Origin of the sequence: Streptomyces sp. NBC_01198 (assembly GCF_036010485.1) — a bacterium.
Taxonomy (GTDB): Bacteria; Actinomycetota; Actinomycetes; order Streptomycetales; family Streptomycetaceae; genus Actinacidiphila.
Genome location: NZ_CP108568.1, coordinates 7,224,556 through 7,239,936 on the forward strand (window position 1 = coordinate 7,224,556; position 15,381 = coordinate 7,239,936).

At 74.4% G+C, this 15,381-nt stretch carries 13 protein-coding genes; 9 read left to right on the forward strand and 4 right to left on the reverse strand.

The genetic code is table 11. The features are described from left to right. Positions 1-5: 5 nt before the first annotated feature. Positions 6-1,379, reverse strand: a complete 1,374-nt coding sequence (locus OG702_RS32310; RefSeq protein ID WP_327292499.1) for a dipeptidase — start codon at positions 1,377-1,379, stop codon at positions 6-8. Between the two features lie 160 nt (positions 1,380-1,539). Here OG702_RS32310 and OG702_RS32315 point away from each other — a divergent pair, with 160 nt between their 5' ends. Next, the gene (locus OG702_RS32315; RefSeq protein WP_327292500.1) at positions 1,540-2,793 is read left to right on the forward strand and encodes a geranylgeranyl reductase family protein; all 1,254 of its coding nucleotides are present in this window, start codon (positions 1,540-1,542) and stop codon (positions 2,791-2,793) included. Positions 2,794-2,881: 88 nt separating this feature from the next. Here OG702_RS32315 and OG702_RS32320 read toward each other — a convergent pair whose 3' ends face one another. Beyond that, positions 2,882-3,397 carry a nitroreductase family deazaflavin-dependent oxidoreductase gene (locus tag OG702_RS32320; RefSeq protein WP_327292501.1) on the reverse strand — a complete coding sequence of 172 codons (516 nt, stop codon included), beginning with the start codon at positions 3,395-3,397 and terminating at the stop codon, positions 2,882-2,884. Between the two features lie 159 nt (positions 3,398-3,556). Between OG702_RS32320 and OG702_RS32325 the strand changes: the two genes are divergently transcribed. From OG702_RS32325 to OG702_RS32335, 3 genes are read left to right on the forward strand one after another with little or no spacing between them, the layout of a single operon-like run. Then, a complete protein-coding gene (locus tag OG702_RS32325) occupies positions 3,557-4,342 on the forward strand; it encodes a TetR/AcrR family transcriptional regulator (RefSeq protein ID WP_327292502.1) in 786 nt (261 codons plus the stop codon). A gap of 58 nt (positions 4,343-4,400) precedes the next feature. After that, positions 4,401-5,894, forward strand: coding sequence for a histidine kinase (locus OG702_RS32330; RefSeq protein ID WP_442814649.1), 1,494 nt, complete (start codon positions 4,401-4,403; stop codon positions 5,892-5,894). Next, entirely contained in the window at positions 5,891-6,556 is a 666-nt protein-coding gene (locus tag OG702_RS32335; protein WP_327292503.1) for a response regulator transcription factor, read from the forward strand. Before OG702_RS32330 ends, OG702_RS32335 begins: the two co-directional genes overlap by 4 nt. A 146-nt stretch (positions 6,557-6,702) precedes the next feature. Here OG702_RS32335 and OG702_RS32340 read toward each other — a convergent pair whose 3' ends face one another. Then, on the reverse strand, positions 6,703-8,286 hold the full coding sequence (locus OG702_RS32340; RefSeq protein WP_327292504.1) for an MFS transporter: 1,584 nt from the start codon (positions 8,284-8,286) through the stop codon (positions 6,703-6,705). 85 nt (positions 8,287-8,371) lie between these two features. Between OG702_RS32340 and OG702_RS32345 the strand changes: the two genes are divergently transcribed. Next, the gene (locus OG702_RS32345; RefSeq protein WP_327292505.1) at positions 8,372-8,773 is read left to right on the forward strand and encodes a MarR family winged helix-turn-helix transcriptional regulator; all 402 of its coding nucleotides are present in this window, start codon (positions 8,372-8,374) and stop codon (positions 8,771-8,773) included. 42 nt (positions 8,774-8,815) lie between these two features. Here the strand turns inward: OG702_RS32345 and OG702_RS32350 are convergent, their stop codons facing one another. Beyond that, entirely contained in the window at positions 8,816-10,060 is a 1,245-nt protein-coding gene (locus OG702_RS32350; RefSeq protein WP_327292506.1) for an MFS transporter, read from the reverse strand. Positions 10,061-10,077: 17 nt separating this feature from the next. Here OG702_RS32350 and OG702_RS32355 point away from each other — a divergent pair, with 17 nt between their 5' ends. From OG702_RS32355 to OG702_RS32370, 4 genes are all read left to right on the forward strand, one after another. Next, positions 10,078-11,301, forward strand: a complete 1,224-nt coding sequence (locus tag OG702_RS32355) for an ROK family protein (protein WP_327292507.1) — start codon at positions 10,078-10,080, stop codon at positions 11,299-11,301. A 250-nt stretch (positions 11,302-11,551) separates the two neighbouring features. Next, the gene (locus tag OG702_RS32360) at positions 11,552-11,857 is read left to right on the forward strand and encodes an SHOCT domain-containing protein (protein WP_327292508.1); all 306 of its coding nucleotides are present in this window, start codon (positions 11,552-11,554) and stop codon (positions 11,855-11,857) included. Positions 11,858-11,994: 137 nt separating this feature from the next. Continuing rightward, positions 11,995-12,729 (forward strand): ABC transporter ATP-binding protein, encoded by a 735-nt coding sequence (locus OG702_RS32365; RefSeq protein ID WP_327293448.1) that lies wholly within the window; start codon positions 11,995-11,997, stop codon positions 12,727-12,729. Then, positions 12,726-15,299 (forward strand): ABC transporter permease, encoded by a 2,574-nt coding sequence (locus OG702_RS32370; protein ID WP_327292509.1) that lies wholly within the window; start codon positions 12,726-12,728, stop codon positions 15,297-15,299. Before OG702_RS32365 ends, OG702_RS32370 begins: the two co-directional genes overlap by 4 nt. The last annotated feature ends 82 nt before the right edge of the window (positions 15,300-15,381 follow it).

Below are 15,381 nucleotides of genomic sequence, written 5' to 3' on the forward strand. Positions count from 1 at the left end.
GCCGGTCAGCCGGCCGAAGCGGGCGCCTTCGAGGCCGCATAGCGCTGCAGGAAGACCGCCTCGGCCAGCGCGAGCCGCTCCAACTCCTGCGGCGACACGCTCTCGTTGGCCGCGTGGATCTGCGCCTCCGGCTCGCTCAGCCCGATCAGCAGGATCTCCGCCTGCGGATACAGCGTCGCCAGCGTGTTGCACAGCGGGATCGAGCCGCCCTGGCCGGCGATCGCCAGCTCCTGCCCGTATGCCTCCTGCATGGCCTCGGCCATCGCCGCATAGGCCGGGCTCGAGGTGTCGGCGTGGAAGGGCTGGCCGCTGCCGCGCTGCGTCACCTGGACCCGGGCGCCCCAGGGCGCCGCCGACCGCAGATGCGCCGTGAGCGCCGCCGCGGCCTGATCCGCCGTCACGCCCGGCGGGACCCGCACGCTCACCAGCGCGCCGGCCGTGGCCTGCACGGACGGCGTGGCGCCGATGACCGGCGGGGCGTCGATGCCCACCACCGTCACCGACGGGCGGGCCCAGATGCGGTCGGCGACGCTGCCGGTACCGACCAGCTCCACGCCGTCGAGCACCTTGGCGTCCCGGCGGAAGTCCTCCTCCGGGTAGCTCAGCCCCGTCCACGCACCGGAGCCGTCCAGGCCCTCGATGGTGGTCGCCCCCGAAGCGTCCCGCAGCGAACCGAGGATGCTGATCAGCGCCGCCAGCGCGTCGGGGGCGGCCCCGCCGAACTGGCCCGAGTGCAGATTGCCCTCAAGAGTGGCGACCCGCAGCTCCAGCAGCACCATGCCGCGCAGCGTCGAGGTCACCGTGGGCAGCCCGAGGCGGAAATTCCCCGCGTCGCCGATCACGATCGCGTCGGCGGTGAGCAGGTCCGGGTGCGCCTCCGCGTACCGCTCAAGCCCGCCGGTGCCCTGCTCCTCCGAACCCTCCACGATCACCTTGACGGTCACCGGCGCACCGCCGTGCTCGCGCAGCGCACGCAACGCCGTCAGGTGCATCAGCACCCCGCCCTTGCAGTCCGCGGCGCCCCGGCCGTACCACCGGCCGTCCCGCTCGGTGAGCTCGAACGGCGGGGAGAGCCACGCCGACTCGTCCAGCGGCGGCTGCACGTCGTAGTGGGCGTAGAGCAGCACCGTCGGCGCGCCCTCGGGGCCCGGCAGCAGGCCGTAGACCGACTGCGTACCGTCCGGGGTGTCGAGCAGGGCGACGTCCTGGAAACCCTCGTCCCGCAGCGCGCCGGCCACCCAGGCGGCCGCCTTCTCGCTCTCGCTGCGAGGGAACTGCCGCTCGTCGGCCACCGATGCGTAGGACACCAGCTCTGCCAGTTCGGTGCGGGCACGGGGCATGAGCGAGGTCACGGTCTCGGACAGCGGAACGGACGGCATGGGCTGCTCCTCGCAGGAATCGGGGGACTGCTGTGGTCGTTGGTGCCGACAAAGGGTCGCTGCCGATGGTGCCACAGCGAGCCGACCCCGACGGGCGCAATAGGATGCCCTGAGCAGGGGCGACGACAGCCGGACGGGCCGAGCGGGAGCGGAATCAGACGTGAGCGGTGAGCAGGCGGCGCAGGACAGCGGTGCGGGCGACGACGAGGCGACGACGGTGTGGGACGTCGTGGTGATCGGTGCGGGCCCCGCGGGAGCGTCGGCGGCCCATGCGGCGGCTGTCACCGGCCGCCGGGTCCTGCTCTTGGAGAAGGCCGAACTCCCCAGATACAAGACCTGCGGCGGAGGCATCATCGGCCCGTCGCGGGACGCGCTGCCGCCCGGTTTCGAACTGCCGCTGCGCGACCGGGTGCACGCGGTGACCTTCAGCCTCAACGGCCGGCTGTCCAGGACCAAGCGCTCCCGGCAGATGCTCTTCGGGCTGATCAACCGGCCCGAATTCGACGCGGCCCTGGTCGACGCGGCCCGTGAGGCCGGCGCCGAGGTGCGCACCGGCGTGACGGTCTCCCGGGTGGAGCAGCACGGCCCCGGTGTCCCCGACCGGCGCACGGTGGCGGTGATAGTGACCGGCAGCGGGGCAGCGGCGGGCAAGCGCGAGGAAGAAATCATCTACGCCCGCGCGGTGGTCGGCGCCGACGGCAGCGCCAGCCGGATAGGAGCCCACGTCGGGGTCAAGCTCGACCAGGTCGACCTCGGCCTGGAGGCGGAGATCCCGGTACCGCCCGCGGTGGCGGAGGACTGGACCGGCCGGGTGCTCATCGACTGGGGCCCGCTGCCCGGCAGTTACGGCTGGGTCTTCCCCAAGGGCGACTCCCTCACCGTGGGCGTCATCTCCGCCCGCGGCGACGGCGGCGCCACCAAGCGCTACCTGGACGATTTCATCGCCCGCCTCGGCCTGGCCGGCTTCGAGCCCAGCGTCTCCAGCGGGCACCTCACCCGCTGCCGCGCCGACGACTCCCCGCTGTCCCGCGGCCGTGTGCTGGTCTGTGGTGACGCGGCGGGCCTGCTCGAACCCTGGACCCGTGAGGGCATCTCCTACGCACTGCGTTCCGGTCGGCTCGCGGGGGAGTGGGCGGTGCGCATCGCCGAGTCGCACGACGCGGTGGACGCCCGGCGGCAGGCCCTCAACTACGCCTTCGCCGTGAAGGCCGGCCTCGGCGTCGAGATGGGCGTCGGCCGCCGGATGCTCACCCTCTTCGAGCGGCGCCCCGGGCTGCTGCACGCCGCGCTCACCACCTTCCCGCCGGCCTGGCGGGCCTTCGGGCGCATCACCCGCGGCAAGAGCACGCTCGCCGACCTCGTCCGCACCCACCCGATGGCCCGCCGCGCGCTGGACAGCGTGAGCCGGGCCTGACCGCCGGAGCGGCGCTGGTGGGAAGGCGTCAGGCGTCGGGTGACAACCCGGCGCCGGGCGTCGCGTGCCGTCCGGCGCCCCGGCGCCGTCACTCGCCGCTGCTGGCGCTCGCCGGGGCACCGTCCACCTCGCCTGCCTGCCGTATCCGGAAGACCGGGTGCCTGGGCGCTATCGCCCGCAGTTCCTCGTCGGTGGAATCCGGTCCGACGCCGCCGAAGAAGACGCCCACCTCGGCCTTCCAGCGCTTGAGGTAGCCGCGCAGGATCTGGGCCTTGCCGTCGTCGGCGACCTCCACCGCGGTGAACTCCTCGACTGTCTTGCCCAGCAGCAGCCGGCCGCCGCCCGCCGCCCGCATGTTGTACGTCCACTGGACGTGGCCGCGTGGCGCCACCAGATAGCGCTCGCCGTCCAGCGTGAGCACATTGACCGGGGTGGTCCGCCACTCGCCGCTCTTGCGGCCCCGGACGGCCAGCACCCGTGAGCCCCAGACGCTGACGCCGCGGCGGGTCATGAAGGCGACGAGGCGGTTGGAGACGTTGACCGTGATCCAGCCGGGCTTCTGCACGTGCGGGGCCTGCTGATCCTGCGGTACCTGCTCGGACATGATGACCTCTCCCGAATCTGTGAACCGAATCTGTGAGCGGTGCTCTCGCTTGAGAACAGTGTGACCGACCTGCTCGCTCAAAAGCAAGAGCACCGCTCTCTTTTTTTTCCAGGGCTCGCGTTCTTGGGCATCGCTCTTGGAGCTGGCACACTGGACCCCATGAGTGCGATCAGAGGAGCCAGGGAACGGGCCAGGGCGGAGATCACCGCCGCCATCAAGGAAGAGGCGGCGCGGCAGCTGGGCGCGCACGGTCCCGCCGGTCTGTCGCTGCGCGCGGTCGCCCGCGAGCTCGGCATGGCGTCATCCGCCCTCTACCGCTACTTCCCCAGCCGCGACGACCTGCTCACCGCCCTCATCATCGACGCCTACAACGCGATAGGCGCCGACGCCGAGGAGGCCCTGGCGGCCCTCGACGCCCGGCTCCCCGCCGCCAGGCCGGTCGACCGCTGGGTCACGGTGTGCCGCGCGGCCCGCGACTGGGCTGTCGGCCACCCGTATGAATACGCCCTGATCTACGGCTCGCCGGTGCCCGGCTACTCGGCGCCCGCTGACACCGTCGGGCCCGCCTCCCGGGTCGGTCTCACGCTGGTCTCGGTGGCCCGCGACGCGCACGCGGCCGGTCTGCTCGGCGAGCCCGCCGGCCGGCCGCTGGCCGGTCCGGTGCGCGCCGACGCCGGCCGGCTCGCCGCCGAACTGGCCCCCGAACTGCCGATCCGGGCGATCGCCGCGCTGATCGCCGCCTGGGCCCAGGTCTTCGGCATCGTCAGCTTCGAGGTCTTCGGCCAGTTCAACCAGGTCGTCGAGGCCCGCGACGAGTTCTTCGACCAGGCCGCGGCCGCGCTGGCCGAGCAGGTGGGGCTGCGGACGGGCGCGGATGCGGCGGACGGTCCGATACCGCTGACCGCCGCGGCGGGCACCCCCGGCGGCGTACTCCCGGCGGAGTAGCCGCGGTGCCCCCGAGCAGCGGACGCCGCTGCCGCGGGCAGCGGTCTAGCGTGGACGCATGACGTACGAGGTGCAGCCGGGGCCGCAGCAGGGGAGCTTCCCCGCAGGCCGGGGCCACCGTGGACGGCCCTCGCTCTGGGTGCCCGCGCTGGCCCTGGCCTTCGTCCAGGTGGTCGGCTCCAGCGTGGCCGGGCGGCATCAGACCCTACGCGTCGACCTGGACTGGCTCGGCTGTCTGCTGCTGCTCGCGGGCCCGGCCCTGCTCCTGCTGCGCCGCCGCCGTCCGGTCGCGGTGGCCGCGGGCACCGCCGTGGTGACGGTGCTCTACGTCGTTCTGGGGTATCCCTACGGGCCGGTCTTCGCCAGCCTGGTGGTGGCCGCCTTCAGCGCGGTGGCCGCCGGACACCGCCGAGCGGTGCTGATCGTGGCCGGCAGCGCGTTCGCCGCCCACGCGCTGGTCGGGGAGTGGCTCTACCGCTGGCTGCCGCCCTCCGGCGACGGCCGGACGTCCTGGCAGGAGCTGTCGGGTGCCGCGGCCTGGCTGCTGGCGGTGCTGGCAGGGGCGGAGCTCTTCCGGGTGCGGCGCCAGCAGGTCGCCAGGGAGCGGTGGGAGCGGGCCGAGGAAGAGCGCCGCCGGGTGGACGAGGAGCGGATGCGGATCGCCCGCGAGCTGCACGACGTGCTGGCGCACAGCATCTCGGTGATCAACGTGCAGGCCGGAGTCGCACTGGAGCTGATCGACGAGCGGCCGGAGCAGGCCCGCACCGCGCTGACCACCATCAAGGCGGCGAGCAAGGAGGCGCTGGGTGAGGTGCGGCAGGTGCTCAGCACGCTGCGGGCACCCGGCGAGGCGCCGCGAGCTCCGGCGCCCGGCCTCGACCGGCTCCCCGAACTGCTGGAGCAGGCCGCCGCCGCGGGACTGCACGCCGAGGTGACCGTCGAGGGCGACCCGGTCCCGCTGGCCCCGGGCGCCGACCTGGCCGCCTTCCGTATCGTCCAGGAGGCGATGACCAACATCGTGCGGCACTCCGGTTCGCGCGCCGCGCGGATCCGGCTCGGCCACCTGCCCGGCTGCGTCGAGGTCCAGGTGGACGACGACGGGCCGGCGGTGGCCAGCGGCGACAGCGGCGGCGGCAACGGGCTGGTCGGCATGCGCGAACGCGCTGCCGCGCTGGGCGGCACGGTCGAGGCCGGGCCGCGCCCCGACGGCGGCTTCCGCGTACGCGCCCGGCTGCCCCTCGGCGCCCCGCTGCCTCCCCTCCGGCCCGGCCCGGCAGCCGGTGGCGAGCCCGGTCCGAACGCCCCGTCGGACCACCCGCCCGGTCGCCCCCTCGCGGACCCGGAACCGACGTCAGTACCCGACGCCGCCCCGGCCGCCGGTCTCGGCGAGCCCTCCCCGGCCGCCGATCCGGCCTGCCACGACCGCGCCCCCGGAGCCCGGCGGGCTCACGGCACCCCCGGGCCCGACCAGGGTGGCCCCCCTGTCACCGGGCGGGACCGCGGCAGCGCGGATCCCGCGGCCGGCATGACCGCCGCTGAGGAGCGTCCATGATCCGAGTTGTGCTGGCCGACGACCAGGTGCTGGTGCGGGCGGGATTCCGGGCGCTGCTGGACGCGCAGAGCGACATCGAGGTCGTCGGCGAGGCGGCCGACGGGCAGCAGGCGCTGCACGCGGTGCGTGAACTGCGTCCGGACGCGGTGCTGATGGACATCCGCATGCCGGTGATGGACGGCCTGGCCGCCACCCGCCGCATCACCGAGGACGCCGGCCTCGAAGCGGTGAAGGTGGTCGTCCTGACCACCTTCGAGCTGGACGAGTACGTCTTCGAGGCGATCCGCTCCGGAGCCTCCGGTTTCCTGGTCAAGGACACCGAGCCGGCCGAACTGCTGCGGGCGGTCCGCGCCGTGGTGGGCGGCGACGCGCTGCTCTCGCCCGGTGTCACCCGCCGGCTGATCGCCGAATTCGCCGCCCGCTCCAAGGAGCCGGCGGTGGTGAGCGCCCTGGACCAGCTCACCGACCGTGAACGCGAGGTGATGGCCCTGGTCGGCATCGGCCTGTCCAACGACGAGATCGCCCGCCGCCTGGTGGTCAGCCCGCTCACCGCGAAGACCCACGTCAGCCGGGCCATGGTCAAGCTCGGCGCCCGCGACCGGGCCCAACTGGTCGTGATGGCCTACGAGTCCGGGCTGGTACGCCCCGGCTGGCTCGGCTGACCCCGTCCCGCCGAGCCCCGCAGCCCACCGCCGGCCGCGCCCGTATCGCGGAGCCGACCACCCGCGCCCGTGCGCCGGCGGCCCGGCCCCGTACGAGGAACGTACGGGGCCGGGCCGGCGCGGGAGGCGCGCCCGCGGGCGCGTGGTCACTCGGTCGTGCGGTCCGTGCCTCCGGCCCCGGAGGGCGTCACGGACGGCGAGGCGGGCGAGGCAGCGGCAGGCGCGACCGCGGCCACCGGTGTGCCGCCGTCGCTCTGCGCGGCCCGCCGCGCCTCGTCCTCGGCCGAGGACGCGACGAGGATCCCGTACGAGGGCCGCCGGGTGCGCAGCCCCGACAGTGTGAGCAGCAGACCCGCCACGCCGATGCCGGTGACCACCCACAGGGCCGGCCGGTAGCTGTCGAGCACCGCCTGCTTGCCGCCGCCGTGGCCGTCGGTGTGGGCGGTGACCACCGCGGTGACGACGGCGAGGAAGATCGCGCCGCCGACCTGGAAGGAGGTGTTGAGCAGGCCGGAGACCATGCCCTGCTCCTCGTTCCTGACGCCGTTGGTGGCCTGGATGTTGAGCGAGGGGAAGGCCAGCGCGAAGGCCGCGCCGAGCAGCAGCATCGACGGGAGGATGACGGCGGCGTAGCCGGGGTGCAGGTCAATCCGCAGGAAGAGCGCGTAGCCGGCAACCAGCGACGCGAAGCCGGCCGCGATCACCCGCGGGGTGCCGAACTTGTCGACGATCGGTCCCATCCGGGTGGACAGGATGGCGACCAGCGAGCCCGCGGGCAGGAAGGCGAGCGCGGTCTGCATGGCGCTGTAGCCGAGCACGTTCTGCAGGTACTGCGTGACCAGGAACTGGAAGCCGATGTACGAGCCGAAGAAGGTGGCGCCGCCGAGGTTGGCGCGGACCTGGTGGGAGGAGCGGAGCACGGCCAGCCGGATGAGCGGGTGGGACGAGCGGTGCTCGATGGCGACGAACGCGACCAGCAGCGCCGCGACAGCGCCGAAGGACCCGAGCGTGCGGGCCGAGGCCCAGCCGGCGCTGGACGCCGAGACCACGGTGAACACCAGCAGCAGCATCGAGGCGGTGCCGGTGAAGGTGCCGGGCAGGTCGTAGCCTCTGCCCTCCGTGCTCTCCCTCGGGGTCCTGGGGATCAGCTTGAGGCCGGCGATCAGCGCGATCAGCGCGACGGGCGCGGGCAGCAGCATCGTCCAGCGCCAGCCCGCCTCGGTGAGGAAGCCGGAGAGCACCAGGCCCATCGAGAAGCCGGTGGCGCCGCAGCTGGAGTAGATGGTCAGGGCGCGGTTGCGGATCGGGCCCTCGGCGAAGGTGGTGGTGATGATGGACAGGCCGGCCGGCGCGGTGAAGGCGGCGCTCAGGCCCTTGATGAAGCGGGTGGCGATCAGCAGCGAGCCCGAGTCGACGAGGCCGCCGAGCAGCGAGGCGACGGCGAACACGCCGAGCGCGATCAGGAAGACGCGGCGCCTGCCGAGCAGGTCGGCCGCCCGGCCGCCGAGCAGCAGCAGGCCGCCGTAGCCGAGGATGTAGCCGCTGACGACCCACTGCAGCGAGTTGGTGGACAGGTCGAGGTCGTCGCCGATCGACGGGAGCGCCACGCCGACCATCGAGACGTCGAGCGCGTCGAGGAAGAGCGCGCCGCAGAGCACGAAGAGCGTGCCCCACTGCAGGGCGCTCCAACGCTCCTCGGTACGGGGGACGGTGGGAGACGGAGAGGTCATGGTCGGTAGATTACATGCACGCGCATCTGATGCAAGTGCATTTAATGTCCATGCATCAGGGTCCGTTTCCTGCTACCCTGCGAACATGGCCGTGGACAGGAGTGAGCGGGCGCTTGAGCGCGAGTGGCGGGAGATCCTTGCCATCCACGCGCGGACCGCGTGCGAACTCGACCGGGAGCTCCATCAGTACGGGCTCTGCGCGAGCGATTTCGAAGTGCTCGACGTCCTCGCGGGCGACCCGGAGGACGGCAGCTGCACCTTCCGTGTGCAGGAACTGGCCGACCGGGTGCACCTCAGCCAGAGCGCGCTGTCCCGGCTGGTCGCCAGGCTGGAGAAGGAAGGCCTCGTCGACCGCGGCATCTGCAGCGAGGACCGCCGCGGTGTCTATGTGGGGATCACCGACGACGGCCGCCGGCGTTTCGAGCAGGCCCGCCCCGGCCACCGTGCCGTCCTGGAGCGGATGCTCGCCAAGCCCGCCGAAGTGTGAGCCTCCTTCGCGGGTGACCTCGCGTATTTCGCTGTGGCCGCGTCAGCCCTGACGGCCGGTGTTGCGCACGGCGTAGGCGATCGCCGCCGCGACCGCCGCCAGCCCTGAGACCGTGGTCAGCGCGATCGGCAGGCCCACCGCGTCGGTGAGGAAGCCGATCGACGGCGGCCCGAGCAGCATTCCCCCGTAGCCGAGCGTGGACGCGGCGGCCACACCGCTGGGCCCGGTCAGCGCGCCCGCCCTGGCGATGGTGGTCGGGAAGCTGTTGGCCAGGCCGAGGCCGGTGAGCGCGAAACCCAGGATCACCAGCGGGATCACCGGCGCGAGTGCGCCGAGCAGCATGCCCGCGGCCGCGGTGAGGCCGCCGAGCACCAGCACCCGGGTCTGGCCGAGCCGTTCCAGCAGTGCGGTGCCCGACAGGCGGCCCAGTGTCATGGCGGCGGCCACCGCCGCGTATCCGGCGGCTGCGATCCCCGGGCCGCCGTGCAGGTCCTGCTGGATGTGCAGCGGCCCCCATTCGGCCAGCGCGCCCTCACCGTATGACGTGCAGGCCGCGATCAGGCCGAAGACGGCGACCAGCGGCCCGGTGCGCCGCACGCGGTCGGGCACGGCGGCGGATCCGGGAACCGGCGCCGCCGGCTCGGTTGCCGCGACGCGCTCCCGCGGTACCCCGATCGGGTGGGACAGCAGTACGGGTCCGGCCAAGCAGACGGTGAGCAGGCCGACCGCCGTGAGCACCAGCAGATGTGTGGCCGCCGACAGATGGGGTGCCAGCAGTCCGCCCAGCCCGGCACCGATCAGACCTCCGAGGCTGTAGGCGGCGTGGAAGCTGGACATCACCGGGCGGCGCAGCGCGGCGACCAGCTCGACGGCGGCGCTGTTCATGGCGACGTTCAGACCGCCGTACGATACGCCGAACACCAGCAGGACCAGGCCGAGCGCGAGTGCCGAGTGCGTCCGTGGCGGCAGGGCGATGCTCAGCGAGAGCACGACGGCGGTGGCCACGGTGACGCGGTCGCTGCCGAAGCGGCGGCACAGCCGGCCAGTGAGCACCATCGTCGCCACCGCGCCCGCGGACACGCCGAGCAGCGCCAGTCCCAGCTGGCCCGCGGACGCGCCGACCTGGGCTTTGATGGCGGGGATGCGGACCACCCAGCCGGCGAAGAGGAAGCCGTCGACGGCGAAGAAGACGGTGAGGGCGATGCGCAGGCGGCGCAGGGCGGGGTCGGTGGCGGGAGTGTGGTGGGATCGGCCCAGGGCCGTCCCTATTTTGTTTAGCGTCGGCACAAAGTCAGAATAGGGGGGTGACACAGATTCGGACAAGGCTTGAGCGGGGTCGCGGCGCACTCGGTCCCGCGCTCTCCCTGGTGCACACCGGCCGCGCGGCGACCCGCGCACTGCTCACCGCTGAACTGGGCGTGACCCGCGCGACCGCGGGCGCGGTCGCCGCGGAGCTCGAGGCACTGGGGCTGATCCGGGTGGACACCCGGCCGAGCGGCCCGTCCGGGGCGCAGGGCCGGCCCTCGCACCGGCTCGACGTGGCGCCCGGGGGACCGGTCGTGCTCGCCGCGCAGGTGCACGCGGACGGCTTCCGGGCCGCGCTCGTCGGGCTCGGCGGGGAGATCGTGGCCACCAGTGCCGGCAACATGACCGTACCCGCCGATCCCGCGCACGTGCTGGGCGCGGTCGTGGAGGCCGGTACCGGACTGCTGCGCGAGTCCGGGCGGGTGTGCGTCGGGGCGGGCCTCGCGGTGCCGTCCGCCGTGGCGGAGCCCGAGGGCACCGCGCTCAACCCGCTGCACCTGGCCTGGCCCGCGGGCGCCCCGGTGCGGGAGGTCTTCGCGAGCCAGATCGCCCGGGTGGGCATTCTCGGCCCCGACGGGGAGCCGGTCGCGTCCTTCGTCGGCAACGACGTCAACGTGGCCGCGCTGGCCGAGCACCGGCACGGCGCCGGTCGCGGCGCGCAGCACCTGCTGGTGGTCGCCTCGGGGCACCGCGGGGTCGGCGGCGCGCTGGTGCTCGACGGCCGCCTGCACACCGGCAGTTCGGGGCTCGCGCTGGAGGTCGGCCACCTCACCGTGCAGCCGGACGGGCGCCCCTGCCACTGCGGCAGCCGCGGCTGCCTCGACGTCGAGGCGGACCCGCTGGCCTTCCTCGAAGCGGCGGGCCGGGTGCCGGGGCCGGAGGTGTCGCTGCTCGAACAGTGCCGCGACCTGCTCAGCACGGAGTACGCCGACCCGGCCGTCAAGGCCGCGGCGCACATGCTGATCGACCGGCTCGGCCGGGGGCTGGCCGGGATGGTCAACGTGCTCAACCCCGACCTGATCCTGCTCGGCGGCCTGCACCGCCATCTGCTGGACGCCGACCCCGAGGCGCTGCGCGCGGTGGTCGCCGACCACAGCCTGTGGGGCCGCAGCGGCGGCGTACCGGTGCTGGCCTGCGCCCTCGACCACAACAGCCTTGTCGGCGCTGCCGAGTTGGCCTGGCAGCCGGTGCTCGACGACCCGCTGGCGGCGCTCGGCGGCTGACCGGCCGCGCGGGACGGACGGGCGCTCCGGCCGGCCGTCGTCCGCCCTCCGCCCCGGGCGGCCGGTCACGCCCGCCCTCCTCCCCGGGTCCCGCCCGCCGCCGGCCGGCGCGGCGGGCGCAGTCCGCGGGCCGTCGGGTACTCCCCGCGGAGCAGCCCCGCTGCCGCTGGCCGTACGACGATTTCGGCGGCGGGGGAAGCCAGGCTCGTGGTGTCGGGAGAACCCGGCACGACCGAGGAGATGACGGACGATGAACACCCTGGCTTGGCATGACGGCGGGCCCGGCCCGTGGATCCTGTTCTTCCCGCTGATCTGGGTGTTCGCGGTGGCCGCCGTGGTCACCGTGTTGCGCCGCACGGTGTGGCGCGGCCGTGGCGGGCCGTGGCAGGTCAGGTCGGCGGCGACCGGCGAGCACAGCCCGATGGCGGTGCTGGGGCGGCGGTTCGCGGCCGGCGAGATCGACGAGGAGGAATACTGGCGCCGGATGTCAGTGCTCGAGGAGCACTTCGCCCGTGACCCGCGCGGCCCCCGCGGCGGCAAGGGCGGCGCGCTGTGAAGGAGGTGACGGCGCCTCACGGGAGCGCGGGGCCCGACAAAGGCCCCGACAAAGGCAACGGCAACGGCTCCGGCAGCGAGCGCCAGCGCGAGGGCGACGGCGGCCCCGGTCCAGGCAGCGGCACCGCGGCCCGGGTCGTGGACGCGGCCAAGGTGTACGGCACCGGCGACACGGCCGTACGGGCCCTCGACGGCGTGACGGTGGGCTTCCCGGCCGGCCGCTTCACCGCGATCATGGGGCCTTCCGGCTCCGGCAAGTCCACCCTGATGCACTGCGCCGCCGGCCTGGACTCGCTCACCTCGGGCACCGCGTGGATCGGCGACACCGAGCTGGGCTCGCTCGGCGACCGGCAGCTGACGCTGCTGCGCAGGGAGCGGATCGGCTTCGTCTTCCAGTCCTTCAACCTGGTCCCGACGCTGACCGTCGCGGAGAACGTCACCCTGCCGCTCGACCTCGCGGGCAGGCGCCCCGACGCCGAGTGGGTGGACGCGCTGATCGACGTCGTCGGGCTGCGCGACCGGCTGCGGCACCGCCCCGGCGAGCTGTCCGGCGGCCAGCAGCAGCGGGTCGCCGTGGCCAGGGCGCTCGCCGGCCGGCCCGAGGTGGTCTTCGCCGACGAGCCGACCGGCAACCTGGACTCGCGCTCCGGCGGCGAGGTCCTCGACCTGCTCGGCCGGGCGGTGCACGACATGGGCCGCACCGTGGTGATGGTCACCCACGACCCGGTCGCGGCCGCCCACGCCGACGAGGTGGTCTTCCTCGCCGACGGCCGGCTCGTGGACCTGATGGCCGCGCCCACCGCGGGCCTGGTGCTCGACCGGATGAAGGCCTTCGACGGCCGCCCGGCCGCCGGGGGAGGGGCGTCGTCGTGAGTACCGCGACCGGCGCGGGCCGGGCGTCGCTGCGCCTCGGGCTCGCGGGGCTGCGCGCCCACAAGCGCCGCTTCGCCGGCACCTTCGTCGCCGTCTTCCTCGGCGTCGCCTTCCTGGCCGGCACCATGGTGACGGGCGACACGCTGCGGGCCAGCTTCGGCAGGCTCTTCGCCGACGCCAACAGCGGTACGGACACCGTCGTGCGGGGCGCCGACGAGATCAAGGCGCCGGGTCTCGGGCAGGGCATCCGCGAGCCGGTGCCCACCGGCCTGATCGACGCCATCCGGCAGGTGCCCGGTGTCGCGGCCGTCGCCCCCGACATCGAGGGCGCGGGCGAGCTGGTCAAGGCCGACGGCAAGTCCCTGGACACCAGGGGCCCCACCGTCGCGGGCAACTGGATCGACGAACCCGACCTGAACCCGTACAAGCTCGTGCGGGGCCACGCGCCCAGCGCGCCGGGCGAGATCGTCATCAACCGCGGCGCGGCGACCAAGGGCGGCCTGAAGCTCGGCGACCGCACGCTGCTGCGCACCCCTGACCCGGTGCACGTCACCGTGGTGGGCGTCGCCACCTTCGGCAGCGAGGACGGCGAGGGCCAGACCACGTACGCCGGTATGACAAGGGCCGACGCCGAGCGGTATCTGATGCCCGAGCCCGGCAGGGCCACCACCATCAAGGTCAGGGCGGGATCCGGGCTGAGCCAGGAGCAGCTCACCGCGCGGGTCGCCCGGGTGCTGCCCGCGCGCTACGAGGCGATCACCGGCACCCGGGCGAGCGACGATACCCAGCAGGCCACCTCGGGCGCCTTCCTGGACATCTTCACCACCCTGCTGACGGTCTTCGCGGGCATCGCCCTGCTGGTGGCCACCTTCAGCATCCACAACACCTTCGCGATCGTGGTGGCCCAGCGCACCCGGGAGAACGCCCTGCTGCGGGCGCTGGGCGCGACCCGGCGCCAGGTGCTCGGCTCGACGATGGCCGAGGCCGCCGCCGTGGGCGTACTGGCCTCGCTCGCCGGGCTGCTCGGCGGCATCGGGATCGCGGCCGGGCTGCAGGCGCTCTTCCCGGCGGTCGGCTTCCCCTTCCCGGAGGGCGCGTTGCGGATCCACGCGCCGGCCATGGCCCTGCCGCCGGCCGTGGGCCTGCTGGTGTGCGTCGGCTCGGCGGTGGCGCCCGCCGTCCGTGCGGGCCGCACCGCGCCGCTCGCCGCGCTGCGGGAGAGCGCCACCGACGCCTCGGGCGCGTCCCGCCGCCGGGCGGCCGCCGGGCTGGGCACCGCCGTCGCGGGGGTCGCCCTGACCGCCGCCGGGGCCACGGCGGGCCCCAGCCTGCCGCTCACCGCGCTGGGCGCGGTCCTGACACTCGCGGCCTTCGTGGTGCTCGGCCCGGTCGCCTCCTCGGTCGCGGTGCGGGTGCTGGGCGCGCCGGTCGGCCGGCTGCGCGGGGTGACGGGCTCGCTGGCCCGCCGCAACGCGCTGCGCAGCCCCAAGCGAACCGCGGCCACCGCCACCGCGCTGATGATCGGGGTGGCCGTGGTGTCGCTCTTCACGGTCCTCGGCGCCTCGATGAAGGCGACGCTGCACCAGACCGCGGACCGCTCCTTCGCCGGTGACGTCGCCATCAGCGCCCAGCTCTACGGCGCCGGCGGCAGCGGCCTGAGCCCCGAACTCGCCCCGGCGGTGGCGAGGCTGCCCGAGGTCCAGGACGCGGTCGGCCTCGGCAGCGGCGTCGCCGAGGTGGACGGCGCGGGGCGCAGGCTCACGGTCACCGACCCGGCGGCGCTGTCCCGGCTGCTCGACCTCGGTGCGGTGCGCGGCTCGCTCACCGGTCTCGGCACCGGTGCCATCGCGGTGTCCGAGGACGAGGCGGACCGGCGCGGCCTGACCACCGGCAGCACCGTGCGGCTCACCTTCTCCGACGGCGATCGGGTGACCCTCACCGTCGGCGCGGTCTACGGCCAGGCCGGCCTGGCCGGCGACTACCTGATCACCCGGGCCGCCTGGGAGCCGCACCGGGTCCAGGACAAGGACACGCTCGTCGCCATCGGCTTCAGGGACGGCGTGTCCACTTCCGCGGGCAAGGCGGCGGTCACCAGGGCGGTGAAGGCCTTCGGGTCGCCCGACGTGCAGACCAGGAGCGAGTACGCCACGTCGTCGGCCGCAGGGGTCGACACCTTCCTCACCCTGATCTACGCCCTGCTGGTGCTCGCCGTGCTGATCGCGCTGCTCGGCATCGCCAACACCCTCACTCTCGCGGTGCACGAACGGACCCGGGAGCTTGGCCTGTTGCGCGCGGTCGGGCAGACCCGCGGCCAGCTGCGGGCGATGGTGCGCTGGGAGTCGGTCGTGGTGGCGGCCTTCGGCACCGCGGGCGGCCTGGGGCTCGGCACCTTCCTCGGCTGGGCCCTGGTCAAGGCCACCGACGGCTCGGCCACCGGCGCCTTCGCGATCCCGCCGCTGCCGCTGACCGTGGTGCTGCTCGTGGGTGTCGCCGCAGGCGTGCTGGCCGGCTGGCGCCCGGCCAGGCGTGCGGCGCGGCTGGACATCCTGCGGGCCATCGCGACCGAGTGACCGCTGTCCGCACGGCCGGGCGCCGCCTCCCTGACAGGGAGGCGGCGCCCGGCCCGCAGTCTGCTTGCGGGTGGCTTCGGCG